This window comes from Bacillus sp. ABP14 (assembly GCF_001831375.1).
Lineage (GTDB): Bacteria > Bacillota > Bacilli > Bacillales > Bacillaceae_G > Bacillus_A > Bacillus_A paranthracis.
Map to the genome: position 1 here is coordinate 1,601,074 of NZ_CP017016.1, position 26,256 is coordinate 1,627,329.

Here is a 26,256-nt window from a genome sequence, read left to right on the forward strand (position 1 = left end):
TATGTGACGATAGATTTCTATAAAAGGAGAGGTGAGGAGGATGGCGCAGAATAAGTATCGCGTTACATTCATTTCGCCAAGTGAGGTTGAGCAGCGGACTGTTATGGCGGCGAGTAGTTTGCCGGATTTAATTCGTAAAGTAGAGAGTATTATTGCAGATCCGAACGGTTATTTTGTAAATGATAAAAAAAATAATTGCTATTTTAAAGTGATTAAAGAAAATGTTACATTTATTCAATATGAGTTACTATTTTCGGATAAGGAAATTCATATTGAAAAATTAAAACATATAGCACCGGCAGTATTAAAACGATTATTTGAAAAAATAAATGATCCGGAACTATATGCACTTGCGCTACTGGATGTTGATATAGCAACGAAAGAATACGTGCTAGAAGTAATGAATACAGAGTTAAGAATAAGAGTAGAAACGGAGCTTTCGAAAAAATGGGAAGCGATGCCGACAGAAATTGTAGGAGCGCAAGAAGTGTTATTAGAAGCACTTGCTTCGTTTATACAAGAGTAATCGCCTTTTTAAATAAAGAAATGAATTGTTCGACTATCTATATTTTTTATATAGATAGTTGACTTTTTCGGTTTAATAAAGCTTAATAATTAGATATACGGAAATAATGAAAGGGGAGCGACACCTTTATGTCACAAGCACAAAGTATTTTATTAGAAAGCGGAACAAATGAATTAGAGATTGTTACATATACTGTTGGTGAAAACCTATTTAGTATTAACGTAATGAAAGTACGTGAAATCATTAATCCATTCCCTGTTACAACTGTGCCAGAATCTCATCATGCAGTTGAAGGTGTTGTTCAAGTACGCGGTGAAATTTTACCTGTTATTAATTTAGCGACAGCTCTTAATTTAAAATCGACAAAGCCACTTGATCAAACGAAATTTATCATTTCAGAATTAAACCAAATGAAAGTGATTTTCCGCGTGGATGAAGTGCATCGCATTCAACGTATTTCTTGGGAGCAAATTGATGAACCAGCTTCATTATCTATGGGACTAGAAGAAACGACATCTGGTATTGTAAAGCTAGATGGACAAATTATTTTACTATTAGATTATGAAAAAATTGTATGTGAAATTAGCGGTACTGGTTATGACAATAAATCACTTGCAGGGTTAGAACAGAAAACAGATCGAGCTGAAAAAGTGATTTATATTGCAGAAGATTCAGCAATGCTTCGCCAAATATTAGAAGAAACATTATCATCAGCTGGATATACGAAAATGAACTTCTTCAGCAATGGTGCAGAAGCGTTAGCACAAATTGAAAAATTAGCGAAAGAGCAAGGGGAAAAAATGTTTGAGCATATTCACTTGCTAATTACTGATATTGAAATGCCGAAAATGGATGGACATCATTTAACGAAAGTTGTTAAGGATAGTGAAGTAATGAATCGTTTACCGGTCATTATTTTCTCTTCATTAATTACAAATGAATTATTCCATAAAGGCGAAGCTGTAGGAGCAAATGCGCAAGTAAGCAAGCCAGATATTCAAGAGTTAATTGGTTTAGTTGATAAGTTAGTGCTTTAAAAGCTTCTTTTTAGCTGGAATAGAGGAACTAGCCATGTGTGGAGCGGTCAGTGCTTAATAGAGCCCCATGCCATGTGAGACCAGAGATATGAAGTGGCTTTAGGTCAGTAGAAGAAAAGAACCATTAATTGAGGGTTTGGAGAACTGATATACAACTCTATTTTTTTAGTAGGGAGTAGGGAATTAGCCACGTGTAAGTAGTACTGGCTAGTTCCTTTTTTTGCATTTTATACTTTACTATACAGATAGAAAGATTAAACATTTCTGGAGTGTTTGTGGCTGTATGAATAGTCTCTACTTCGAGATTTTCAATTCGTTTAATGAATAAATAGCGGGCTTGTTTATTTGAAAATATAAGAGAGTGTATGTTTGGAATATGCTAGTAAGGTTGCGTAGTAACGCAAACTTTTTCGGTGAAAATATATCCGAAATACCATATAATATAATTAATATGTGAATATACATATTAATTAAAAATAATTTTTCTATTTCTATACATTCTATACATTTTTGTATGTTTATTATTTGACAGATAATTTTGAAATGTTATAATATGGATATGAAAAAATTGCTATTTTCTGAGAAGACATGGGAGTCAGATGAGAATTGTGAAAGGATGAGGGGGAGTGACACAGATTATGTATCACCACACAGCAATCAATGTATTAAATCTTTTACAAAACATGTCAAATAATAAAATGAACGATATGCAACTAGAAGCGGAATTAAAAAAAATAGAAAAACAATTCCAAGTAAAATATGAAGAACTAGTTGATTTATATAATAGAATGGTATTATTTCAAATAGATATAGAAAAACATGGCGGGATGCGAGCATATGAAAAATCAGCGATTACATGGCTGAAGTCTGAGCTAGAGTTACTGTATGAAGTGTATCAATTTTCCCAACGTCACGGTTTAAACATTATTAATATTTCAAAATACGTTAGTAAAAAAGAACTAAATCTTTTCCCAAAAACAGAAAGTCAATTGCAAAATACGTATTACAAATTAAAAAAATGTGAAATACCGTTTGAAAATATTGAAAAACAAAAACCAGGACGAAAGCGAAAATATACACCTGTAAAAGAACCGATTGTTGAGATAAAAAAAGAAAACAAGCAAGAGTTAAGAGAAGACGTTCAAAATACAGAGAATGAAAAAAGCCTTGTAACAGTTATATCTGGTATTGTTGATAATTTTGAAACGATAAGCCATTGTAGTGAAAGAAAAGAGCATGAACTACATCAGTTTATGGAAGGAATCTATAAGCTTTCTAGCATGGCTGCAGAGCGTTCAAAAGATGAAAAGAATGCTCGTGGTCTCGAAGGCGAATTACATGTATTACGAGCTGAAAATGAAAGGATCAAGCGAGAAAAGGAAGAGCTTATTCATGATATAAAAGAAATGACACATCATTTAATTCATTTCATTACGAGCTCTGATATCGATCAAATTCGCACATTGCCTTTCTTCGTAAAAGAATGTAAACAAGATTTGCATAAATTAGGGCTATATAACGCACAAGACGGTAAAATGAAAATTATGGTTGATCGTAGTGGGCAGGTTATGACTGTAACGCAGTAATAAAATTTGGGTACAAAATAAAAGGGAGATACATAGTTTATATGTATTTCCCTTTTGTTTTGTGTGGAACTTTTTCATAAATTATTACGAGGTAAAGAATTGTTTTCTATTATATTTATAAAACTAAAGTGATTTTTTTAGTGCAAATAGAGAATGAGGTATAAGAAGACTTATTTAAAAAGTGCAAGGAGCACGCTCGTGTTTATAGAAGAATTGGTAGATAAAAATGTTATTAAAATAGATGTTCTTAGCCCATTCTTATTTTTGAAATAAAAAAGGGGTGTTGTACATTTTTCCATTCAAGTGGGTAAATTAAAAAGGAGTTAGAATTGGATTAGATTATTTTACATGGTGAAAATATTTTTTATAGATGGTCAGTGAAAAGTACAGAACCTAAAAATTAAAGAGTAATTAAGAAGTGGATTCATAAAGTGATAAAAGAAACTTAAGTTTAAAAATAAAAGGGGGTAGTATAAAAATAAACTATATTAAGAATAGTAGGATTGAAGGATAAGTTGTAACAGCTATAGAAACCAGAGTACATAAAACGGACTGACTACATCCGTCCTTATAAGAATTAGCTTTAATAAATATTTTTTGAGATTGTGTATAAGAAAAGGGATTAATAAGTTCATATAAAGACTACTACTAAAAACAGGCATGTATTGTCTAGTACAAATATTCTCGATATTGGTGCATGTAAAAGTGATATATAATTTGATACAAGCTTATTTTAATAGCAAGAAAATCGAATTATATATACAATTACAAAAAAGCGAAGAATTTTCTGGATTAAATTTAATTTAATTTAAAAACAACATTTTATAAAATTATCTGAATATTAAATGTAAAGAGAAGAATTATTTTTAATCAGGGAATGGAGTTTCTCAGGAGAATAAACATAAAATATATAATAAAAAAATAAGAAAAATATATAAAATAGTAATATAATGATTATAAGATTATATAAAAAGAATAAAGGAGTATCAATCATATGAAAAAATTTTTATCAGCATGTTTAATTGTCAAAAATGAAGAAGATATGTTAAGAAGATGTTTAGAATCTTTACAAGGAAGTGTAGATGAAATTATTGTAGTGGATACTGGTTCTACAGATAATACAAAAAAAATTGCAGAAGAGTTTACAAATAAAGTATATGATTTTAAATGGGAAAATGATTTTGCTGCAGCTCGTAATTTTGCAACTTCTAAAGCGAGTGGAGAGTGGATTTTTGCAATTGATGCGGATGAGTGTGTGGAAAAAGATAATATAGAAGAAGTAATAAAAAAAATTAAGTTAAATGGTAATAAATATAATATTTATATTGTAGAAATTATAAGTTTTTTAGGTCGTGGAGGACAGAGTACTACAGTAAATAAAATGGCGAGAATATTTAAAAATGATAGAACAATTCAATTTAAAGGACCAATTCATGAACAATTGGTAGCCGTATCAGGAAGCCAAAATGTTGCATTTTCAACGCTGACTCTCTATCATTATGGTTATTTAGAGCATGTGATTGAAAAACAAGATAAAAAGAATCGTAATTTGGAAATTGTAAAGCAGGATCTAAAATCAGGGAAGAATAAAGGTTTTTCATATTTTAATTATGGACAGGAATTACGCAGATTAAGAAAAACAAGTGAAGCATTAAATAATTTTGTTAAGGCATATGCTCATAAGGAGAGTATAGAAGAAGAATGGGTACGTACATGTTTATTTTTTATCATAGAATGTTTAACAGAGTTAAAGCGTTATGAAGAGGCATTAAAGATTATTAAAGATACTGAAACTTTATGGCCATCAGCCCCTGATTTTACTTTTGCAAAAGGCGATATCTATTTTCTACAAAAACGTTTCGATGATGCAAAAGAAATTTATCAGGATATTTTAGCCAATAGTGATTCATATAATAATATTGTGTACCACCATGATCGTAAATCTTTTTTACCGTATGAGCGTCTGGGCAGAATTTATCAAATTGAAAAAAATGTTGAAGCGGCATTGCAAGCATATATAAAAGCTTTGAATGAAAATTCTACATCAATTCATATAATTATTAAAATAGTTGAGATTTTAAGTGAATACAATGAGGCACAAGAAGTATATGATTTTCTGAATAACCATAATATTATTAAAGCAGATGCAATTCGTTTGGAAATAATAAAGTGTCTGTTAGGTATAGGATATGCTGACTTAGCGGTGAAATTAGCTGGAGAGTTAGAAAAGGGAAATGAAAATTTAATAAGAGTAATTAATTTGAAAGCAACAATGATTCAATATCCATTTAGAGATAATATATCATTGATTTTTGAAGAAAAAGATATATTATTAGGTATCGAAATTGGGATGTTTGATTTGGCTGATTTATGTATATTATATGATCTTACACAAAATCAGTTTATAGAAATTATGTTAACGGAATCTAAATTTAAGCATGTATTTGAAGGGCTATTTACTGAATTGAACCACTCTACAAAGATTAAATCTGAAGAGTATTTAAGCATTTTAAAAAGAGCACTTTGTTATAAGCATATAGATTTTGTTGAGAAACTAATTGTATTAAAAAAATTAGTTCCTAAGGATATTAATGCGAAAATTGCAGATTTATTTTATGAGAATGGATATGAGGATATAGCGATGGATTTTTATGAAATATCAGATGATAATCATGTGACAAAACAAGGCTATGCGAATGTTATTGAATATTTACTAGAAATAGGAAATAAAGAAGAAGCACATAGAATATCAGTGGAGGCACTAAATAAATTTAAGAAAGATTTCCGTTTTTATAAATATAGTTTAGAAACATCGGAAGAAGATGCAGAGGATCTGATGTCAAAGGCGGTTAAATTGTTCCCTGATAGTAATTGGTTAAAAAGAATATTATTGTTAACTTTCTAGGATGAGTTGATTTGAAAATATAAGGTATCTTGTGAAAAGATACCTTATATTCAATAAAGTTCTAGCTGAAGAGAGGAAGAGAAATGAGAAAGGTTATTACATATGGTACTTTTGATTTACTACATTTTGGTCATATAAATATATTGAAGTGTGCAAAAGAACTTGGTGATTATTTAATTGTTGGTTTATCTACAGATGAATTTAATAAATTAAAAAATAAAAAAGCTTATTTTGAGTATGAGAAAAGAAAAATCATGTTAGAAGCGATTAAATATGTAGATGAAGTAATTCCAGAGGAGGACTGGGAGCAGAAGAAAAAGGATATACAAAAATATAAAATTGATATTTTTGTCATGGGTGATGATTGGAAAGGGAAGTTTGACTACTTAGATAATTATTGCGAAGTTAAGTATTTATCGAGAACAAAAGGTATATCGACAACAGGTATTAAAAAAGATTTACAGATAATGTTAAAATATATTTAATTTATGAAAAATATTTAATAGATGTTATCTGAATGTGGGACGAGTATTTAGATAAAAAAATGCTGTTAAAACACAGGTTTTGAGAAATATATTATATTTTTTAACTCCTTGTTACGCTGGGCTAAGGGATATATTTTCTCAATTTTTTTAGATATAGAGTGTTTGGAAATAGGAATATAAGATTGTAAAAAGAAGAGTCTTTTATATTTTGAAAATTAAGGATTGTAGGTATATAACAATGAAAGGTTTAAAAGTTAGTTACTTTTGAACCTTTCATTGTTTTTATGAAAAAAGGTATTAAAATATTTCACTTAAGTTTTTTAAGTTTGAAATGAAGTTCCATACCCGTTCGGAAGAATTATTATCTTTATAAAAATGTACTTTATTTTTAATGACCTTTCTCATATTTCTAAAGTACTCATTATCCTGTGAATAATTAATTATTTCGTCTAATAATTCTTGTTGACTAGCTACCTTTGGTCCTGGCGTCCATTCTTCATAAGGTGATAGTAAAAAACCACGATCTATACTATAATCCGCTAAATCAGTAGGTGTAAATATAATCGGTTTATCCAGTAATAAATAATCAAAGTAAATAGAAGAGTAATCTGTTATTAAAATATCAATTGCTCCCAGAATTTCATAAAGGTCAACCATTTTTGTCTCTAATCTTTCTGATGGGAATAGAGAAATATGAGAATTATCTTTTAAAATTTCTTTATATTCACGACCAAATATCGGGTGTGGTTTCACAATCAACTCATAATTATTTTCTTTTAAAAATGTAGTTAAATTTCCAAAAGAAAAATCTTTGAAATCAAATAGTTGAGAATAAGTATTAGTTGTTTCATTTTGATCTGTAGAGCGAAATGTTGGCATGTAGAGTATGAATTTTTGGCCCCTGTCTTTTTTTTCTAAAATATCACATAGTATCTCCCGACTATTTTTATTGAAAAGCAAATCATTACGAGGAGATCCAGTAATAACGAATGAATTTGGATTTACCCTCATACACTTATGGATTAGTTGATTATATAGACTTGAATAAGATGTCATATAATTAAATTGGCTCCAGTAAGGTTCAAGAGTATTCTTATTATGATAACTATGGTCTTCATAAAACATTTTTTTTAATGGAAAACCATGCCACAAGTCAATTACAATTTGGTTAGGATTAAAGCTCTTCTTATTAAAGCGATACTCCATATTTGTTGTAACTACGATATCGCTTTCCAAGATCCTTTGAGTATACTCTTCTATATTAATATCGGCAGAAATGAAATCTATGTCAAAATGGTCTTTCATTTGAATTGGTATAGATTTGTACAATGCTAAAGTATTACAACCACTAAAGTTTCTATAAGTGAGGAGAATTTTTGGTCTGGAATTTTTGATATGTATTTCAGGATAATCTATTTTTTCTCGGAAATCTACCTTTTCAAGAACCCATTGTGTATCCTTTTTATTTAAAAATAGTTCGTATAATGAAACCTGTCCCTGTTGTATTAATTGGAATTGCATTTTCGCAGAATTATTTGGTAAATCTAAAAAAGTGACTTTAGGATAACAGATAGAGTGATTTAAGTCAGTTATTAGATGATTTTTAGTTAGAAATGTATCTAGTTTCATTAAGGCTGTATCTAAAATAGTATTTTGTTCAGCTGTTAACATGCGTTTTTGCTCTTCATTTCTTAAAGAAGAATTAAGCATTTTATTTCTAATCAATTTTACTAGTGTGATATAAGTATGAGCACTGTTGGTATCTAACTGTGACAAGTACTTCTGACCAGAATCAATAAAAGTACGCTGAAAACTAGAAGATTTCAATAGGAGAGAATCGTCTAGGGTATTAATCCAATTTAATAGCATTAGTATAATTTCTTGATGGGTTTCCGAATTATGTAAATAAATAGCACCTTCAAAAATATGACGCATGCTTTCCTCAATAACCTTTTTCGTATAAGCGATGAAGCCGTTATTTGTTTTATCAGGAATACTGGCCTCAAAATAATTTTTACTTATCTCGAAAGACTCTAACAAATATCTTAAGTATATGATAGGTTCTTTTAGTGAAACCTGTGTCATTTGATATTCACGAGCTCTATAATAATAAGTAGTATAAGGTACAATATATATTTTTTTTGCGTTTAGATATGTATAAATAGAAAAAGGTTGATCTTCAGCATACGGAAGATGCTCAGGGAAAAAGAAATTTTTAATTAATTCTCTTTTATATAATTTCCCCCAGCTATAGACGTGTGAAAAAAGTTCAGGATTTTTATCAACAAACAATTGGTATTCCTGAGGTGGATTAGAAAAATCATTATTATAATTTTGAGAAATTAGATTTGTAGTTGTAAAAGTTTCGTAGTGACCTATGATTAAATCTCCATCATTTTTCACACTGATTTGATACATAATTTCTAAGGCATCGGGAGTTAATATGTCATCAGAATCAACAAATGATATATAATCCCCTTTTGCTAATTTTAATCCAATATTTCTTGCAGCTGATACCCCTTTATTTTCTAATTGTTTTAATAGCACAATGTTTTTGTATTTAGCAGCATATAAAGAGGAGATTTCGGTTGTGCGATCTGTTGATGCATCATCTACAAGGATAATTTCTATATTTTGATGTGTTTGATTTAATAAGGAATGAATAGTTTGTTCAATGTAATCTTCTACATTGTACATTGGTACAATAATACTGATTTTTTTTGTTTTCATCTACAATGCTCCTATTGTGAAATTTATAAATTGATTAATAAGCTAATATATTATTGTGATAAATTTTTAATAAAAATCTGTATAAATTTGGTTTATATGAAGATTGAAATAAGTTAGATTTTTGTTGTTTATAAAATGTAATTTTATAATATAATGGATTATAAAGTTATATTTCTTTTTATATTATCGTAATTAGGTTTTATTAAACAAGCAATAATAAATTTAATGTATTATTTCATTACATATATAAAAATACACCTTTCAATTTATAGAAAGGTGTATTTTTATTATGTTTGCAAATGGATTATTGTAATAATTTACTTACCATTTGTGGAGTTTGGTTTGCTTGAGAAAGCATGCTAATACCAGCTTCGTTTAAAATTTTGAACTTAGTCATCTCAGACATTTCTTTCGCCATGTCAGCATCCTCGATTTGAGAAGCAGAAGATGCCATGTTTGTAGCTTGGTTGTTTAAGTTTTCTACGTTAAAGTTTAAACGATTTAATGTAGCACCAAGGTCTGCACGGTCTCCAGCAACAGTTTTAAGAGCTTTATCAATGCTACTAATAGCTGCTAATGCACCAGCTGCAGTCGAAATGGAAGATGAATTAATTTGTAAAGCAGATGTACTAGAATTTTTCAGTCCAATATTGATTTGCTGAGCAGTCGAAGTACCATCAAGTGTCTCAATTGCAATTTTTGTTGTAGCACCATTCAATAATTTTTGATCATTAAATTCTGTGTTTTTAGAAATGTAATCGATTTGTTCTTGTAAAGCTTTAAATTCTTTTTGTAGAGCTTCTTGGTTATCTGAATTATTTGCACCACTTGAAGATTGAACAGCAAGGTCACGCATACGTGTTAAAATGTTAGATACAGAGTTTAAAGCTGATTCTGCAGTACGAATTAATGACATACCGTCTTGAGTATTTTGAGCTGCTTTTCCTAATCCGCTTTCACGTGCACGCATACGAGTAGCGATAGCTAAACCGGCAGCATCGTCAGCTGCACTGTTAATACGTTTACCACTAGATAAACGATTCATAGAAGTGTTCATTTTGTCTTGATTTTGGCGCATGTACTCTTGTGTACGCATGCTGTTAATGTTTGTATTAATTCTCATGTTAAGAACCCCCATTTTTTTATATTGACTTTTCTGCAAATTGGAAAATGGTAATATGCAAAAAATCAATTTCGAGATTTATTGTAATCCCTGTCATAGCGGGTGTCAACTAAAAATTCGAATTAATAAATATAAAAAAATAACAGTTTAACAATATATTCATTTTTTTATTACAATATTATTTAAAAGGATTATTGCAAACTTTAAAAAAAAACTCTAATATTAGATTATCTTTGTTTACCGAAAAGGTGATATTATGTTAGTTGGAAATATAGTAAAAGAAGTGCTTGCATATAAGAAAGGACAAATTCAGCAAAAGCTAAGTAGTCCACAAGCATTCGTTAGTAGTCGTTTTCAAGAAAAGTTGCAGAGTGAACCTGCGAAGGAGACGAAGGGTACTACGCAGCCGGCAAAGGTAGAGGATATGAGTCAGCCGGTACAATCTACGAAAATAGAAACGGTCGTAAATAAACCCGAACAATCTATTAATAACGTAGAGGAAGCGAGTAAGCCTGAAGAAAAGGCTGAAACGAAGAACGTAGATGAAGTGCAAGTCGCACAAAAAGAGTTTGAACGACGTTTCCCAGAAACGAAAAATGAGGCTGCTGATACGTGGGGATTAACGAAGAAGTATAATATTCAAAAAATACGTTCTTCCAATGAAGGGAAGTATGAGGATATTATAGATCGTGTAAGTCATACATACGGAATTCCGAAAACGTTAATTCAAAAAATGATTGAAGTAGAATCTGATTTTAATCCGAAAACGGTGTCACATGCAGGAGCGATGGGGCTTATGCAGCTTATGCCAGCGAATGTGAAAGAGATGGGTATAAAAAATCCATTTTCACCAGCTGAAAGTATTGAGGGCGGTGTGAAAGAGTTAAGCGGTTATTTGAAGAAAAATAACGGTGATCTCGTATTAGCGCTTGCATCTTATAATGCAGGTCCTGGTAATGTGAGAAAGTACGGAGGCGTACCTCCATTTAAAGAAACGCAAGGATATATTAAAAAAATATTAAATATCGACGTTTCAAAATAAGAAGTTTCATATATAGAGAGAACATGAAATTTTCGTGAACATGATATGGGAGTTGGCTAGATTTGAAATTACAAGATGATATTCCGTTAACAATTTATTTTGAAATCGGAAATACGAAAAAGAAAATTGAAGATTTGCTTCATATTACGAAAGGTACATTGTATCGTCTTGAAAATTCAACGAAAAATACGGTGCGTCTTATGCTTGAGAATGAAGAGATTGGAACCGGAAAGATTTTGACGAAAAACGGGAAGATGTACGTTGAAATCGTTGAATTGAAAAGGTAGGGAAGGGGATTGTCATGAGTGGCGAAAAATTAAGCCAAGAGCAAATTGATGCCCTGCTGAAGGCGGTTAATGAAGGCGAGGAAATGCCAGCTTTCGCACAAGAAGCAGGAAAGCAAGAGAAATTTCAAGAGTATGATTTTAATAGACCGGAGAAGTTCGGTGTTGAGCATTTACGTAGCTTGCAAGCAATTGCGTCTACGTTTGGTAAACAGACGTCACAGACGTTGTCAGCGCGTATGCGTATTCCGATTGAGTTAGAGCCTTCAACGGTTGAGCAAGTTCCATTTACGAGTGAGTATGTGGAGAAAATGCCGAAAGATTATTATTTATATTGCGTTATTGATCTTGGCCTTCCGGAGCTTGGAGAAATTGTTATTGAGATTGATTTAGCGTTCGTTATTTATATTCATGAATGTTGGCTTGGCGGAGATAGTAAGCGTAACTTTACGATGCGCAGACCTCTTACTGCATTTGAGTTTTTAACATTGGATAATATTTTTATGCTCCTTTGTAAAAATTTAGAGCAATCATTTGAAAGCGTTGTTGCGATTGAACCGAAATTTGTAACGACAGAGACAGATCCGAATGCATTAAAGATTACGACAGCAAGTGATATTATTTCATTATTAAACGTAAATATGAAAACGGATTTTTGGAATACGACGGTGCGTATCGGAATTCCATTCTTATCTGTTGAAGAGATTATGGATAAGTTAACATCTGAAAATATTGTTGAACATTCTTCAGATAAACGTAAAAAGTATACGTCTGAAGTGGAAGCGAAAGTAAATCAAGTGTACAAACCTGTTCACGTTGCAATTGGTGAGCAGAAGATGACAATGGGTGAGATTGAACAAATTGAAGAAGGCGATATAATTCCGCTCCATACGAAAGTTTCGGATGAGTTGCTTGGTTTTGTAGATGGAAAGCATAAATTTAATTGTTTTATTGGAAAAGATGGAACGCGTAAGGCGCTCTTATTTAAAAGTTTTGTAGAGTAGGAGGATCCATATGAAGCATGAAGTATCTCCTGTGTCATTAATGGGATTAGAAGAATTTGCAGGAAAGCGAAATGAAGCAAGTAAAGCACATATTGATACTGTTTCAGATATTTCGATTGAACTTGGTGTAAAGCTTGGGAAAACATCTATTACGCTCGGTGATGTGAAACAGTTAAAAGTGGGCGATGTTCTGGAAGTAGAGAAAAACTTAGGACATAAAGTAGATGTGTATTTAAGTAATATGAAAGTCGGCATTGGAGAAGCGATCGTAATGGACGAGAAGTTCGGTATTATTATTTCTGAAATTGAAGCTGACAAGAAGCAAGCTGCGCTTATGAAAGCGCAAAGTCAAATGCAAGATAAAGAGTAGAGGAGGAGTCATATGTCGTATATGACGACCTTATTTCAAGTCGTTTTACTGTTTGGTGCGCTCGGCTACGGTGCATATTATATGACGAAAAAGACGCGCAAGCAGCAGTTTTTTAAACAAGGTGAAAATGGCCACATTCAAGTGAAGGACGGCGTGTATTTAAATCATCAAACGAGCGCCTTTTTATTTGAAGTGGATGGTAAGCAAGTGTTCACTGTTATTAGTAATAACGGTGTTCAATCTGTGCAATTAACAGGAACAGGAAATCAGTTTCAACAAGCGCTAGAAGACGCGGTGAAGAGTGAAACGAAAAAAGTAGAGGATCCATCATGAGAATAAAGAAACAGTTATCGTTATTAGCCGTTATTTTCGTATTTTCTATCGTTTTTTCAATTATTTTTGTAAATCCAGCGTATGCAGCCCAAAACGGTTTTATTAATTTCGAAAATGGAAAAGAGTTTACGAGTAACTCAAGTGTACAGTTATTTGCGCTCGTTACCCTTTTATCATTATCTTCATCTATCGTTCTATTATTTACACATTTTACTTATTTTATGATCGTTCTTGGGATTACACGTCAAGGACTCGGGGTAATGAATTTACCGCCGAACCAAGTGCTCGTTGGACTTGCATTATTTTTATCACTCTTTACGATGCAGCCTGTTCTTGGGCAGCTAAAGAGCGATGTGTGGGATCCGATGACAAAAGAGAAAATAACAGTAAGTCAAGCTGCGGAAACGACAGCGCCGATTATGAAAGAGTATATGTCAAAGCATACGTATAAGCATGATTTAAAAATGATGCTGAAAGTGCGCGGAGAAGAGTTGCCGAAAGATTTAAAGGATCTATCCTTATTTACGCTCGTACCATCCTTTACGTTAACGCAAATTCAAAAGGGATTGTTAACAGGGATGTTCATTTATTTAGCGTTTGTATTTATAGATTTGATTATTAGTACACTGTTAATGTACCTCGGGATGATGATGGTACCGCCGATGATTTTAAGTTTACCATTTAAAATACTCGTTTTCGTATATTTAGGTGGATATACAAAAATCGTCGACATTATGTTTAAAACGGTCGCCTGAAGCGTTTGATGCTATGTGATAGGAGTCATATAAATGAATACGTCACCAATTATAGATATTTTTCAAACCTTTTTTTATAAAGGGGTTATGATTTTAATGCCGGTTGCCGGTGTTAGTATGATTGTCGTTATTATCATCGCTGTCATTATGGCGATGATGCAAATTCAAGAACAAACGCTGACGTTTTTACCGAAAATGGCGAGTATTGTACTCGTTATTATCATTTTAGGTCCGTGGATGTTTCAAGAGTTAACGACGCTTATTTTAGATTTATTTGATAAAATTCCATCGCTATTGCGTTCGTACTAAGATAGGGGAACTGAAATGAATATGGAATTATGGGCGGCGACGTTTTTTGCGTTTTGCCGCATTACTTCATTTTTATATTTTTTACCGTTTTTCTCAGGTCGATCCATTCCAGCGATGGCGAAGGTTACATTTGGACTTGCTCTTTCCATTACTGTTGCCGATCAAGTTGATGTCTCTCACATAAAAACAACTTGGGACGTTGCAGCTTATGCTGGTACGCAAATTGTAATTGGATTATCACTTTCAAAAATTGTAGAAATGCTGTGGAACATTCCGAAAATGGCCGGGCATATTTTAGACTTTGATATCGGTTTATCACAAGCAAGTTTGTTTGATGTAAACGCAGGTTCACAGTCTACTTTACTATCAACCATTTTTGATATATTTTTTCTCATTATTTTTATTTCACTTGGCGGCATTAATTATTTCGTTGCCACGATTTTAAAGTCGTTTCAATATACAGAGGCGATTTCAAAATTGCTGACGACTAGTTTTTTAGATAGTCTACTCGCAACGTTATTATTTGCGATTACATCAGCGGTTGAAATTGCTCTTCCGCTCATGGGAAGCTTATTCATCATTAACTTTGTTTTAATTTTAATCGCAAAAAACGCTCCGCAATTAAACGTTTTTATGAATGCGTATGTGATTAAAATTACATGTGGTATTTTGTTTATTGCGATGAGTGTACCGATGCTCGGTTATGTGTTTAAAAATATGACGGATGTATTGCTTGAGGAATATACGAAACTATTTAACTTTTTCTTAACGAAGTAGGGGGACGCTCATGGCAAAGGATAATAAAACAGAAAAGGCCACCCCGCAGAAGCGTAAGAAATCGCGTGAAGAAGGGAATATTGCCCGGAGTAAAGATTTAAATAATTTATTTTCCATACTTGTGTTAGCAGTTGTCGTTTACTTTTTTGGAGATTGGCTAGGGTTTGAGATTGCCAATTCTGTATCGGTGCTGTTTGATCAAATTGGAAAAAATACAGATTCAACCGAGTATTTTTATATGATGGGGATTTTACTACTAAAAGTATCAGCTCCGATATTAATACTCGTATACGCTTTTCATTTATTCAATTATATGATTCAAGTCGGTTTCTTATTTTCTTCTAAAGTCATTAAGCCGAAAGCTTCGCGTATTAACCCGAAAAACTATTTTACGAGGTTGTTTAGTCGTAAAAGTTTAGTAGATATTTTGAAATCACTGTTTTATATGGGATTAATCGGTTACGTTGCTTACGTTCTCTTTAAAAAGAATTTAGAGAAAATCGTGAGTATGATTGGATTTAATTGGACTGCGTCACTTACTGAAATTATTAGGCAAATTAAATTTATCTTCTTAGCTATTTTAATTATATTAATCGTTCTTTCTATTATTGATTTTATTTATCAAAAGTGGGAGTACGAACAAGATATTAAGATGAAAAAAGAAGAAGTAAAACAAGAGCATAAAGATAATGAAGGGGACCCGCAAGTAAAGGGAAAACGAAAAAACTTTATGCATGCCATATTGCAAGGAACAATTGCGAAGAAGATGGATGGCGCAACATTTATTGTAAATAACCCGACTCATATTTCGGTCGTACTCAGGTACAATAAACACGTTGACGCAGCACCGATTGTCGTTGCAAAAGGGGAAGATGAGCTCGCATTATATATACGAACACTTGCCCGTGAACAAGAAATACCAATGGTGGAAAACCGTCCGCTTGCTCGTTCTTTATATTATCAAGTCGAGGAAGATGAGACGATTCCAGAAGATTTATACGTAGCTGTAATTGAAGTTATGCGCTATTTAATTCAAACGAATGAACTTGAAGTATAATAGCGCGTTTGGAGGAGATCTCTTTGTTTAAGATAGATTCTGCAAGAACCTATTTTTCTATCTTTTTAGCAGCGTCATTCGTAGTGGCGCTCTTAATTCCACTTCCGCCATTTATACTTGATATCATTATCGTTTTTCTACTAAGTATGTCAGTGCTTATTTATATGCGAGCGACAAGTATTAACGAGTGGGATGAATTAAAGTCGTTTCCGACGATGTTGTTATTAATCGGGATTTTCCGCGTGTCGATTAACGTATCGACGACGCGAGCGATTTTGACAAACGGAAATGCGGGTCATGTTATTGAAGAGTTCGGTCAATTCGTAATTGGCGGGAACTTATTAATTGGTATCGTTATTTTTACAGTATTAATCATATTCCAGTTTATCGTTGCAAACGGTGCATCTCGTACAGCTGAAGTTGCAGCTCGTTTTACACTTGATTCTTTACCAGGGAAACAAATGTCGATCGATGCAGATTTAAACCAGCGTATTATTACAGAAAAAGATGCACAAGCGAAACGAAAAAAATTAAATATGGAAACAGAGTTTTACGGAGCGATGGACGGTGCTGGAAAGTTCATTAAAGGGGACGTTATTTTCGGGATCGTCATTTTATTCGTAAACATTATTTTCGGTTTAATTGTTGGTATGATGCAGCAGGGCATGAGCTTTGGTGAAGCAGCTCTTCATTATACACAGTTAACTGTCGGTGACGGGATTGTAAACCAAATTGGATCGCTTATGCTTGCGATTTCAACTGGTATTATCGTAACTCGTGTATTTGACGGTTCACCGGATACAGTAACGGAAGGTATCTTTAAAGAGTTATTAGCGCATGAAGTAGTTGTATATGCGCTCGGTGGTTTATTTATCGCAATGGGTATTTTTACTCCGCTACCATTTCTACCGTTCGCACTCGTTGGTGGAACAATTATCTTCTTAGGAATTCGAAATAAAAACCGAATGAAGAAAGAAAAAGAAGATGAGCTTCAAAAAGAATTAGAAATGATTCAAGGCGAAGATGAGCAACTGCAACAAGTGGAAGATTCATTTGGCGTATTTACAGATAAATATCCAATTATTGTAGAACTCGGCTTAGATTTAGCAGCACTTGTAAAGCAGAAAATTAACGGGGAAACAGCTCGTGATAAAGTTGTTCTTATGAGGAAGTCGATTATTACCGACCTTGGTATTAACGTTCCTGGAATTAACTTTAAAGATAATACGAGTTTTAGACCACGCGGACGTTACATTATTCGTATTAAAGGTGCGAAGGCAGCTGAAGGTGTTTTAAAATCAGGTTACTTATTAGCACTGAAAACACCGAACGTAATGGCCGATTTAGATGCAGAACCAGCGAAAGATCCGATTTTCGGCGAGGATGGATATTGGATTTTAGAACATATGGTACAAGATGCACAAATGAAAGGCTATCAAGTATTAGAGCCACTTAGCATATTAATTACGCATTTAGATGTTGTCGTTAGACGTAATCTGCATGAGTTAATTCAGCGTCAACATGTAAAAGACTTAATTAACTCCCTTGAAAATGATAACGGCGTTTTATTAGAAGAGATTAAGAAGAAAGAAATCGACTTATCACTCGTTCAAAATGTTATTAAGCAATTGCTAAAAGAAGGTATTTCTATTCGTGATTTACCAACTATTATTGAAGGTATTATTGACGGAAAAGAAATTTATCAAAATCATGTTGACGGCGTAACGTCATTCGTCCGTGAATGTATTTCAAAAGTGATTTGTGAAAATGCGAAAAATCCTGACGGGAAAATATATGCGGCGCTCTTCTCAGATTCAATTGAGTTAGATGCAGACGTTGTGAACAATTCTTATCAAGGTTATTTATTAAACTGGGATTTAGATTTAGAAACGCGAGTCGTTGAGCAAGTACAACGCGTATTGAAACAAGCGAGGTTAATGGGAAGAGAGCCAGTATTATTAACGCGTAGAAAAGATTTCAGGTTTGCGATTGTAAGACTTCTTGAGCGTTATCAAGTAGAAGCGCAAGTACTTTGTATTAGCGAATTAGCACCAGAAATTGTTGTAGATCAAATTGCCTATATTGAATAGTAGGGGGTGAAGTAATGGAAAGTACAGAAAAGAAAGAAGCGTTAATGCGAATAAAAGCAGCTTCGAAAAATGAATTGTATCGAAAGTTATTTGACCAATATGGTACAGATTATTATTACGTTGTAGATGAAAGTGTAAAGCGAAATATCCCGTTTTTTTGGAAAAAGAATTATGAAATGTTAGTTGCTTTTCCAGAGGATAAACAGGAAGAAGTGAACGAAGGCACAGCTCAATTTCATGAACAATTAATGGATGTTGTAAATGAGCCTTCAGAACAAATTGTGAAGGCGAACGGAATTCAATCGGTACTGCACAATTTAGAAAACGTGACGACTCCTATGTCGTACGCGGCGATGCAAACAGGAAATAGTGAAGAATGGGCAAGAAAGAAAGAGAAACTATTAAAGTTGTTTGAAAAAGGTATCGTCGTTGTAAAACAGACGGAAGAAACGAAAGTAACGAAAAAGCAAAAAGCTGTGAAAAAAGTCGTTCCGGTCAAGAAAGAAGAAGTAGTTGTAAAAAAAGAACAGCAAGAATCTGTACCATTTATTATTCAAAAAGTAATTCGCATGCTAGAGCAAAACGATGTAGAACAATATTTCATTCATGCATATGCTGAAAAGTTAAAAGTGAAGTTTGAGAATGCAACGATGATTACAGAAGAAGAAGTAATCGAATATATATTGGAAGATATGAGCTCTCATTTCAATACGGAAAATGTATTTGAAAAAGAAGTACAAACAATTGCATTAATCGGTCCAACCGGTGTTGGAAAAACGACGACACTTGCGAAAATGGCGTGGCAGTTTCACGGTAAGAAAAAAACGGTTGGTTTTATTACGACAGATCATTCCCGCATTGGGACAGTGCAGCAACTGCAAGATTACGTAAAGACAATTGGATTTGAAGTAATTGCTGTTCGTGATGAAGCTGCAATGACAAGAGCGCTTACGTATTTTAAAGAAGAAGCGCGCGTCGATTATATTTTAATTGATACAGCTGGGAAAAATTATCGTGCGTCAGAAACTGTGGAAGAAATGATTGAAACGATGGGACAAGTAGAGCCAGATTATATTTGTTTAACGTTATCAGCTTCGATGAAAAGTAAAGACATGATCGAAATCATTACGAACTTTAAAGATATTCATATTGATGGTATCGTGTTTACGAAATTTGATGAAACGGCGAGTAGTGGTGAATTGTTGAAAATTCCAGCAGTATCATCAGCTCCCATTGTATTAATGACAGACGGACAAGACGTGAAGAAAAACATACATATCGCTACAGCTGAACATTTAGCGAAACAAATGTTGCAAACATCATAGAAAAGAGGTGAAGGATAAGGCGATTGCCTTATTCAAACGAGTATGAACGGTCTTTATATAGGTTCTATGGGTATGATGAATTACATGCAGCGTATTAATGTTCATTCAAATAACGTTGCAAATGCTCAAACGACAGGATTTAAAGCAGAAAATATGACTTCTAAAGTATTTGATGTACAGGACACATATCGCCGCGGAGATGGTGCTGTAACAAATATCGGTTCGGTCGATTACGCTGTAGTACCAGCCGCAACGCATGTGAACTTAGTACAAGGAAATATACAAATGACAAATAGTGATACAGATTTCCTTTTAGATGACGGAACTGCTGGCACAGCTTCGTTTTTCGTTACATCTAAAAATAATGAAACGTTTTTAACGAGAGACGGTAGTTTTACATTAAATAGTGATCGTTATTTACAAACAACTTCAGGTGCTTTCGTAATGGGAGAGAATAATGAACGTATTCGTATTCCAGAAGGAGCAAAAGTAGCTGTACAAGCAGACGGTACGTTATATGATGCAGTAACACAAAACAATATTGCTCGCTTGCAAACAAAAACAGTAGGTGCAGAAGCGAATAATCGTCTAATACAAAGAGAGAACAAAAGCTTTACTCTAGCAGAAGGGAACATTGCTGATTTACCGAACGGAGTAGGGACAGTAAAAAATTATATGCTAGAAAATTCAAATGTAGATATGACGAAAGAGATGGCAGATCTTATGACAGATCAAAAAATGATTTCAGCGTCACAACGTGTTATGACTTCATTTGATAAAATTTATGAAAAAGAAGCGAATGAAATATTGAGATAGGGGACTTCCGTTAGCGGAAGTCTTTTTTGTTTTTGATTTAAATTTCAGAATTATCAATTGACTTTGCGGAGCTTCTTTTTTATATTAGTAGGTATAACTATAACTACTAAAGAGGTGAGAGTATGACAACGGCATTATATTTAGAAGATGCATACAAAACGAGTTGCGAAACAGAAGTGATAAAAGTAGAAGGAAATAAAGTATTTGTAAAAGAAACAGTTTTTTATCCAACTGGTGGAGGGCAGGAATGTGATACGGGTGTCATTGTACAAGATGGGTCTGTATTTGAAGTTGAAAAAGTAAAGAAGGAGCAGGGAGAAATAGTTCACTATATAAAAGATGGAGCTCAAGTAAATTTAGGTCCAGTTAAATTAGAGATTAATTGGGAAAGACGTCATAACTTAATGCGTCATCATTCTTTACTGCATCTTATCGGAGCTGTCGCTTATGAAAAGTATGGAGCTCTATGCACTGGAAATCAAATCTATCCTGACAAAGCACGTATCGATTTTAATGAATTACAAGAGTTATCGAGCGTGGAAGTAGAAGAAATTGTTAAGGAAGTGAATAAACTTATTCAACAAAATAAAGAAATTTCCACTCGTTATATGAGCCGCGAAGAAGCAGAAAATGCTGTAGGAATGATTAAAACAGCCATAAACCTCCTGCCAATTACTATACAAGAAATCCGCATTGTTACAATTGAAAATTTAGACGAACAAGCTTGTGGAGGCACACATGTGAAAAATACGAATGAAATAGGAACACTTGTTATTGATAAAGTAAAAAGTAAAGGTAAGCAAAATCGTCGCTTTGAAGTTAGAGCGATTTAGATTGTGAGGAGTACTAATGGATGAAATTATAAAGGAATTACAAAAGCTAGGTTTTTCCCAGTACGAATGTAAAGCGTATATTGGACTACTAAAACATTCCCCAGTAACTGGGTATGAAGTGAGTAAACAAACAGGAGTACCTCGTTCTATGATTTACGAGGTACTCGGTAAGTTAATGGATAAAGGAGCGGTACATATTGTACCTTCTGAACCAGTTAAATATGTACCAGTACCAGCTACTGAATTAATGAACCGAATGCGAAAAGACTTTGAAAAATCCTTTGAATTTTTAGATGAGAAATTAAATGGTTTAGAACAAGAGCGACAAATAGATGTAATTTCGCATATTCGCTCAAATGATCGTGTTGTAAAAGAAATATGCAATATAATTAATAGAGCGAAGGAAGAGTTATGGATTTCTGTATGGGAAGATCAAGTGCATGAAATTGAGCCATACATTCATCAAAAGGAAGAGGAAGGAGTACATATATTTTCAATCTTATTTGGCGCTCCAGAAACAAAAATAGGAGCGACGTTTCACCATAATTATATGACGCCTCACGTTGTTGAAAAGAGAATGGGTGGTCATTTAACTGTAATTGCGCGTGACGGAGAAGAAGTATTAATTGCGAACTTCTCAAATGATAGCACTTCATGGGCTGTTACAACGTATGACCCAGCTCTAGTTCTCGTTGCTACAGAGTATGTGCGGCACGATATTATGGTTGAAGAAATCACGCAGGAATTTGGAGCTGATAAGTTAGATACGTTATGGCGTGAAAACATAGATTTAGTTCATGTCGTAACAGGAAAACGAACTTTAGAAGGAATGGAGGATGATATGGATGAGTAAAGCTGAGGCACATGTAGCTTTGCAAAGCGATGATACATTTCAGCAAGGAGTAAAAGATTGTTTACCAACTGTATTTGGTTATTTAAGCATCGGTATAGCAGCCGGTGTAATTGCAAAAACAGCAGGTTTCTCCATTATTGAAATTGCGTTTATGTCCACTTTAATTTATGCAGGTTCTGCCCAATTTATATTAGCTGGTATGTATGCAGCTGGTGCACCTGCTTCCGCAATTATTTTTACCGTATTTTTTGTTAATTTGCGCCACCTTCTTATGAGTGCTGCGCTTGCGCCGTACTTTACGAAACTGCCTCTATTTAAAAACTTACTAATCGGTTCGCAAATTACAGATGAAACGTTCGGTGTTGCAGTGCAGCATGCAGCGCAAAAAGGATATTTAGGTGAAAGATGGATGATTGGTCTTAACGTAACAGCGTATTTAAATTGGATTCTTGCTACTATTATCGGCGGGCTATTTGGTGAGTGGATACCAGATCCGCATACATATGGCATGGATTATGCATTACCAGCAATGTTTATCGGGTTATTTGTACTTCAGCTCATAAGTAGTAAACCGAAACTGGCAATTCATCTTACTGTTGCAATTGTAGCGATTATAATTGCGTACGTTTCACACTTATTTATGCCAGATAGTATAGCGGTTATTATCGCAACATTACTAGCTGCGACGATTGGGGTGGTGATTGAAAAATGGAAATGAGACTAGACGTATTATTACTTTTATTAGCAGCGGGAGCTGTCACACTCGTGCCACGTATTTTACCTCTACTCGTATTTAGCAAACTACAAATTCCAGACTGGGGTTTAAAATGGTTAAATTACATACCAATCGCGATATTAGCAGCACTTTTAGCTCAAGTTTTATTTATGCATGACACGATGCAGTGGGATTACCTTATTGCAGCAATTCCAACATTTCTTGTAGCGATATATACTCGTAGTTTATTAGGTACAGTATTAACGGGAGTAATTGTGATTATTTTGTTACGTTTCTTTTTCTAAAAAGGATTACGGTCATATAATAGCGAAAAGTGTAATAACATGAAAAATATAGGGGTGGTGTTATGATACTTTTAACGATAGGAGCAATTTTATTAACGTTGTTTATTTTCTTTATTATCGGCTTTATTACGTTTATGATGTTTGTTGATAGGGCGACACCTCAAATTTATTACACACCTTGTGAATCAGTGACAGTGAAATCTAAAGGTAAACATAAAAGGAAGAAAAGTTGAATGTGGGCTTTTCTTCCTTTTTATTTATTTGATTTTTCTGTATAATTAAGTTAGTTATTTAACTAACTTAAAAGGGGGTCATAGAAATGGCAAAACCGAATGTTGTTAATAAAGAGAAGTTACTAGAAGCAGCAAAAGAAATTATTGCAGAGCATGGGATGGAGAAATTGACATTAAAAGCAGTTGCAGAGAGTGCTCAAGTTACACAAGGTACCGTATATTATCATTTTAAAACGAAAGATCAATTATTACTTGAAGTAACCGAAGCGTTTTGTAAAGCGTCGTGGGAACAAATAGGAAAGGATGTACAGTTAGAAAAGGCTTTACAGTCTGCCGAAAGTAGATGTGTGAAAGATTCAATGTATCATCATTTGTTTTTTCAATTAGTAGCTAGTGGATTACAAAATGATGCGATGAAAGATAAAATTGGTGGATTGTTACATTATGAAAACCAACAATTAACAAGAGTGTTAAATAAAAGTATAGGAGGTACAATGACATCTCAAATTTCAACTGAAACGTGGAGCGTTTTATGTAATGCATTAATTGATGGATTGGCATTGCAAGCCTTATTCAATCCATCTTTTTCTAGCGACAAAGTATATGGTGATTTGCACCTATTATTGAAAAAGTTCATAGAGCTACAAAAGGGAGGTAATGGTAATGAATAATAAACTTTGGCTCACTATTTTATTTTCTATCGGCGTTTGGTTTTTTGCCTCAGCATTCTTCATTATTTTCGGTTCTTCTGTTTTATTAGAATACACTTCAAATAGATTTTTTCTACAATTGACGTTTCTTGAATTAGCAACAGCGATAGCTTTATACTTTGTAATGTGGTTATACAAAAGACTAGATACTACAAAATATGCAGTTATTAAGTTAGGTATATGTGGTACGGCAATCGGTTTAACTTTAGATTCTTATATTTTGTATCATTCTTCTAACATATTCTCACAATTATCCTCACAGCAAATTATGTCATTTACCATTTGGATGGTGATTGCTTACGCTCTTTATTTAATAATTCCTTTCGTTATGGAACGAAAAAAACTGTTATAAAGAGGATTTTTATCCTCTTTATAACAGTCACATCCCTGAAAGAACTAACAACAATAACCCAAATAAAAAACTAATAAAGGAAAGAAAACCGATACATATGGAGAACACACGGTTGTTTCTCCATTCGCGCCAGAAAGTGATAAAACCTAATATACAAAGGAAAAACCAAATAGGAAGAAATAGGAACTCGCTAATTTTCTCGGGAAGTAACGCATCAAAAGTTGATAAATATAAAATCCAATTTGTAAAAAATAAAATGCAAACGATAATAGATTGTAAGTAGGGACGTTTGGAAAACTCCCCCTTTTTTACAGTTGCTAAAATAATAGTTAGTACTGAGAAAAAGGCAATGAATATGAAAATAAGTAAGAGTAATGTAAGTGTCATTTAAATCTCCTTTATAAGAGTGTTTTTTACAAGAAATGAATCTATTATATTGTATGCTTGATTTGTAGAGTGCCCGTTATATTTTTCGGTGTACGGATTTAGAAAACCATGTTCACCGTGTAGTTGGTGTATTTCTAATAAAGGATTTTTTTGTTGCTGCAATGTTTGAATGAAAGAGGATACTGAAAAACTAGATTCTTTTTCAGGGAATATAAGTAAGGTAGCACATGTTGGTTTCATATGAATATAGTCACGTATACGGGAACCGTAGCATCCGATAATAAAATCTATGTTCGGATTGTTACTACATAGCCATGAGATGGTAGCACCAACACTAAAGCCGATAAGTCCAATATGTGTGTAACGACTAGAAAGATGAGTAATGAATGTTTCAATTTGCTTTTTTCCATCTTCAAATCCAATATGATTCATAAAAAAATGATATGCTTTTTCTTCATCACTATAAGGAAATGCATGTTGTGATTGTAGCAGATTAGGACAGAATACATCTATATGAGATGAAGTGAAGTGGTCGGTAACATGATGCATATGATCGTTCACACCATATATTTCATGAACAGCAATGAGAGCTAATTTTTTCTTCATATCTACAAAGTACCTCTATGAAACTTAAATTCTTTCTCAACAAGGCAGATACGTAGGTGGAAGTTTTCGTACCATTGCTCACGACCTCTTTTTTTCGCTTCTTTATGTAAGACGTTCCGTTTCCAATTATCAATTGCCTCAAGTGATTCCCAATAAGAAATTGTGATTCCAAGCCCTGAATGATCTCGCGCACTTTCTACATCTAGAAATCCAGGTTGCTGCTTTGCGAGTTCCTCCATTTTATCGGCAACTGTACTATAATCTGCTGTATCATTAGATAAATTGGAAGTGAATATAACTGCATAATAAGAATTGTTTTTTTCTACATTAGATGCCATTATTTTTCCCCCTTAATGTATAGTGTGAATAATTAATCCATAGTTTGTATTTTAGCAGGTCACAAAAAGAAAAGAAGTAGAAAATTCTTATTTTTTCAGCTTCTGTAAAATAGAAGATAGAGGAAATGTATAATAAGTAATCTAAAAAAAGAAAAATGCCACTTCAAAAAAATGAAGTGGCATTTCTTATATTTCCTCTAAGCTATTAACTGGAACTGTTAATTCGCGTCCTGGGTTTTTTACTTCATATATGCGGGCGGTTTCATTGCTCTCGTCGACGTGTTGAATCATAACAGGCATGCCTTGAAAACTAACATTCGCTTGCTCTGCTGACACAGAAAGCTCTTTTGCACGTTGAATATTCATTTAT

Annotated in this window: 29 protein-coding genes and 1 pseudogene; 24 read left to right on the top strand and 6 right to left on the bottom strand. The window is 33.3% G+C overall.

The features are described from left to right. Window positions 1-40 precede the first annotated feature (40 nt). From BGI23_RS08430 to tagD, 5 genes are all read left to right on the top strand, one after another. Window positions 41-526, top strand: coding sequence for a hypothetical protein (locus BGI23_RS08430; RefSeq protein ID WP_001994774.1), 486 nt, complete (start codon window positions 41-43; stop codon window positions 524-526). Between the two features lie 128 nt (window positions 527-654). After that, window positions 655-1,563 (top strand): chemotaxis protein, encoded by a 909-nt coding sequence (locus BGI23_RS08435; RefSeq protein WP_000075958.1) that lies wholly within the window; start codon window positions 655-657, stop codon window positions 1,561-1,563. A 638-nt stretch (window positions 1,564-2,201) separates the two neighbouring features. Beyond that, window positions 2,202-3,149: a DNA-binding domain-containing protein gene (locus BGI23_RS08440; protein WP_070805671.1), complete on the top strand. Its 948-nt coding sequence runs from the start codon at window positions 2,202-2,204 to the stop codon at window positions 3,147-3,149. A gap of 994 nt (window positions 3,150-4,143) precedes the next feature. Beyond that, a complete protein-coding gene (locus BGI23_RS27205) occupies window positions 4,144-6,054 on the top strand; it encodes a tetratricopeptide repeat-containing glycosyltransferase family 2 protein (protein ID WP_083322686.1) in 1,911 nt (636 codons plus the stop codon). 83 nt (window positions 6,055-6,137) lie between these two features. Next, window positions 6,138-6,539 (top strand): glycerol-3-phosphate cytidylyltransferase, encoded by a 402-nt coding sequence (gene tagD, locus BGI23_RS08450; RefSeq protein WP_070805672.1) that lies wholly within the window; start codon window positions 6,138-6,140, stop codon window positions 6,537-6,539. Between the two features lie 297 nt (window positions 6,540-6,836). Here the strand turns inward: tagD and BGI23_RS08455 are convergent, their stop codons facing one another. Both BGI23_RS08455 and BGI23_RS08460 read right to left on the bottom strand, forming a co-directional pair. Next, a complete protein-coding gene (locus BGI23_RS08455) occupies window positions 6,837-9,269 on the bottom strand; it encodes a bifunctional glycosyltransferase/CDP-glycerol:glycerophosphate glycerophosphotransferase (protein WP_070805673.1) in 2,433 nt (810 codons plus the stop codon). A 304-nt stretch (window positions 9,270-9,573) separates the two neighbouring features. Then, on the bottom strand, window positions 9,574-10,392 hold the full coding sequence (locus BGI23_RS08460) for a flagellin N-terminal helical domain-containing protein (RefSeq protein WP_048527168.1): 819 nt from the start codon (window positions 10,390-10,392) through the stop codon (window positions 9,574-9,576). Between the two features lie 733 nt (window positions 10,393-11,125). Between BGI23_RS08460 and BGI23_RS29050 the strand changes: the two are divergent. The 19 genes and pseudogenes from BGI23_RS29050 to BGI23_RS08555 form a co-directional block, all read left to right on the top strand. Beyond that, a pseudogene (locus BGI23_RS29050) lies at window positions 11,126-11,413 on the top strand (lytic transglycosylase domain-containing protein); the annotation flags it as partial. Between the two features lie 83 nt (window positions 11,414-11,496). Beyond that, the gene (locus BGI23_RS08470; RefSeq protein ID WP_000775712.1) at window positions 11,497-11,721 is read left to right on the top strand and encodes a flagellar motor switch protein FliN; all 225 of its coding nucleotides are present in this window, start codon (window positions 11,497-11,499) and stop codon (window positions 11,719-11,721) included. A gap of 14 nt (window positions 11,722-11,735) precedes the next feature. Beyond that, window positions 11,736-12,722 carry a flagellar motor switch protein FliM gene (gene fliM / locus BGI23_RS08475; protein WP_070805675.1) on the top strand — a complete coding sequence of 329 codons (987 nt, stop codon included), beginning with the start codon at window positions 11,736-11,738 and terminating at the stop codon, window positions 12,720-12,722. A gap of 10 nt (window positions 12,723-12,732) precedes the next feature. Further along, the gene (gene fliN / locus BGI23_RS08480; RefSeq protein WP_000680025.1) at window positions 12,733-13,092 is read left to right on the top strand and encodes a flagellar motor switch protein FliN; all 360 of its coding nucleotides are present in this window, start codon (window positions 12,733-12,735) and stop codon (window positions 13,090-13,092) included. Window positions 13,093-13,104: 12 nt separating this feature from the next. Beyond that, complete coding sequence (locus tag BGI23_RS08485; RefSeq protein WP_000121176.1) at window positions 13,105-13,425, top strand: hypothetical protein; 321 nt, start codon at window positions 13,105-13,107, stop codon at window positions 13,423-13,425. Continuing rightward, window positions 13,422-14,180 carry a flagellar type III secretion system pore protein FliP gene (locus tag BGI23_RS08490; protein ID WP_001220586.1) on the top strand — a complete coding sequence of 253 codons (759 nt, stop codon included), beginning with the start codon at window positions 13,422-13,424 and terminating at the stop codon, window positions 14,178-14,180. The genes BGI23_RS08485 and BGI23_RS08490 overlap by 4 nt, the downstream gene beginning before the upstream one ends. Before the next feature lie 33 nt (window positions 14,181-14,213). Then, window positions 14,214-14,489, top strand: a complete 276-nt coding sequence (locus BGI23_RS08495; protein WP_001098085.1) for a flagellar biosynthetic protein FliQ — start codon at window positions 14,214-14,216, stop codon at window positions 14,487-14,489. 15 nt (window positions 14,490-14,504) lie between these two features. Beyond that, window positions 14,505-15,266: a flagellar biosynthetic protein FliR gene (locus BGI23_RS08500; RefSeq protein ID WP_001055694.1), complete on the top strand. Its 762-nt coding sequence runs from the start codon at window positions 14,505-14,507 to the stop codon at window positions 15,264-15,266. A 10-nt stretch (window positions 15,267-15,276) separates the two neighbouring features. Next, entirely contained in the window at window positions 15,277-16,323 is a 1,047-nt protein-coding gene (flhB, locus tag BGI23_RS08505) for a flagellar type III secretion system protein FlhB (protein WP_001030104.1), read from the top strand. 23 nt (window positions 16,324-16,346) lie between these two features. Then, complete coding sequence (flhA, locus tag BGI23_RS08510; RefSeq protein WP_044790337.1) at window positions 16,347-18,413, top strand: flagellar biosynthesis protein FlhA; 2,067 nt, start codon at window positions 16,347-16,349, stop codon at window positions 18,411-18,413. 14 nt (window positions 18,414-18,427) lie between these two features. Then, on the top strand, window positions 18,428-19,738 hold the full coding sequence (flhF, locus tag BGI23_RS08515) for a flagellar biosynthesis GTPase FlhF (RefSeq protein WP_070805676.1): 1,311 nt from the start codon (window positions 18,428-18,430) through the stop codon (window positions 19,736-19,738). Between the two features lie 42 nt (window positions 19,739-19,780). Next, window positions 19,781-20,554, top strand: a complete 774-nt coding sequence (locus tag BGI23_RS08520; RefSeq protein ID WP_078418453.1) for a flagellar basal-body rod protein FlgG — start codon at window positions 19,781-19,783, stop codon at window positions 20,552-20,554. A 122-nt stretch (window positions 20,555-20,676) separates the two neighbouring features. Continuing rightward, window positions 20,677-21,387, top strand: a complete 711-nt coding sequence (locus BGI23_RS08525; RefSeq protein ID WP_070805677.1) for an alanyl-tRNA editing protein — start codon at window positions 20,677-20,679, stop codon at window positions 21,385-21,387. Between the two features lie 16 nt (window positions 21,388-21,403). Continuing rightward, window positions 21,404-22,240, top strand: coding sequence for a TrmB family transcriptional regulator (locus BGI23_RS08530; protein WP_070805678.1), 837 nt, complete (start codon window positions 21,404-21,406; stop codon window positions 22,238-22,240). Beyond that, window positions 22,233-22,958: an AzlC family ABC transporter permease gene (locus BGI23_RS08535; protein WP_000029966.1), complete on the top strand. Its 726-nt coding sequence runs from the start codon at window positions 22,233-22,235 to the stop codon at window positions 22,956-22,958. The genes BGI23_RS08530 and BGI23_RS08535 overlap by 8 nt, the downstream gene beginning before the upstream one ends. Next, the gene (locus tag BGI23_RS08540; protein WP_000425940.1) at window positions 22,949-23,260 is read left to right on the top strand and encodes an AzlD domain-containing protein; all 312 of its coding nucleotides are present in this window, start codon (window positions 22,949-22,951) and stop codon (window positions 23,258-23,260) included. The genes BGI23_RS08535 and BGI23_RS08540 overlap by 10 nt, the downstream gene beginning before the upstream one ends. A gap of 62 nt (window positions 23,261-23,322) precedes the next feature. Then, the gene (locus tag BGI23_RS08545; protein WP_000602240.1) at window positions 23,323-23,493 is read left to right on the top strand and encodes a DUF3951 domain-containing protein; all 171 of its coding nucleotides are present in this window, start codon (window positions 23,323-23,325) and stop codon (window positions 23,491-23,493) included. 86 nt (window positions 23,494-23,579) lie between these two features. Further along, entirely contained in the window at window positions 23,580-24,164 is a 585-nt protein-coding gene (locus tag BGI23_RS08550; protein WP_070805679.1) for a TetR/AcrR family transcriptional regulator, read from the top strand. Next, window positions 24,157-24,555, top strand: a complete 399-nt coding sequence (locus BGI23_RS08555) for a DUF5367 family protein (RefSeq protein WP_070805680.1) — start codon at window positions 24,157-24,159, stop codon at window positions 24,553-24,555. Before BGI23_RS08550 ends, BGI23_RS08555 begins: the two co-directional genes overlap by 8 nt. Window positions 24,556-24,582: 27 nt before the next feature. Here the strand turns inward: BGI23_RS08555 and BGI23_RS08560 are convergent, their stop codons facing one another. The 4 genes from BGI23_RS08560 to BGI23_RS08575 all read right to left on the bottom strand — a co-directional run bounded on the left by BGI23_RS08560 (window position 24,583) and on the right by BGI23_RS08575 (window position 26,252). Then, window positions 24,583-24,942, bottom strand: coding sequence for a hypothetical protein (locus BGI23_RS08560; RefSeq protein ID WP_070805681.1), 360 nt, complete (start codon window positions 24,940-24,942; stop codon window positions 24,583-24,585). After that, window positions 24,943-25,548 (bottom strand): dienelactone hydrolase family protein, encoded by a 606-nt coding sequence (locus tag BGI23_RS08565; protein ID WP_070805682.1) that lies wholly within the window; start codon window positions 25,546-25,548, stop codon window positions 24,943-24,945. It abuts the gene before it with no gap. Between the two features lie 2 nt (window positions 25,549-25,550). Then, complete coding sequence (locus BGI23_RS08570) at window positions 25,551-25,886, bottom strand: antibiotic biosynthesis monooxygenase family protein (protein WP_070805683.1); 336 nt, start codon at window positions 25,884-25,886, stop codon at window positions 25,551-25,553. 186 nt (window positions 25,887-26,072) lie between these two features. After that, window positions 26,073-26,252 (bottom strand): H-type small acid-soluble spore protein, encoded by a 180-nt coding sequence (locus tag BGI23_RS08575; protein WP_001025740.1) that lies wholly within the window; start codon window positions 26,250-26,252, stop codon window positions 26,073-26,075. Window positions 26,253-26,256: the final 4 nt, after the last annotated feature.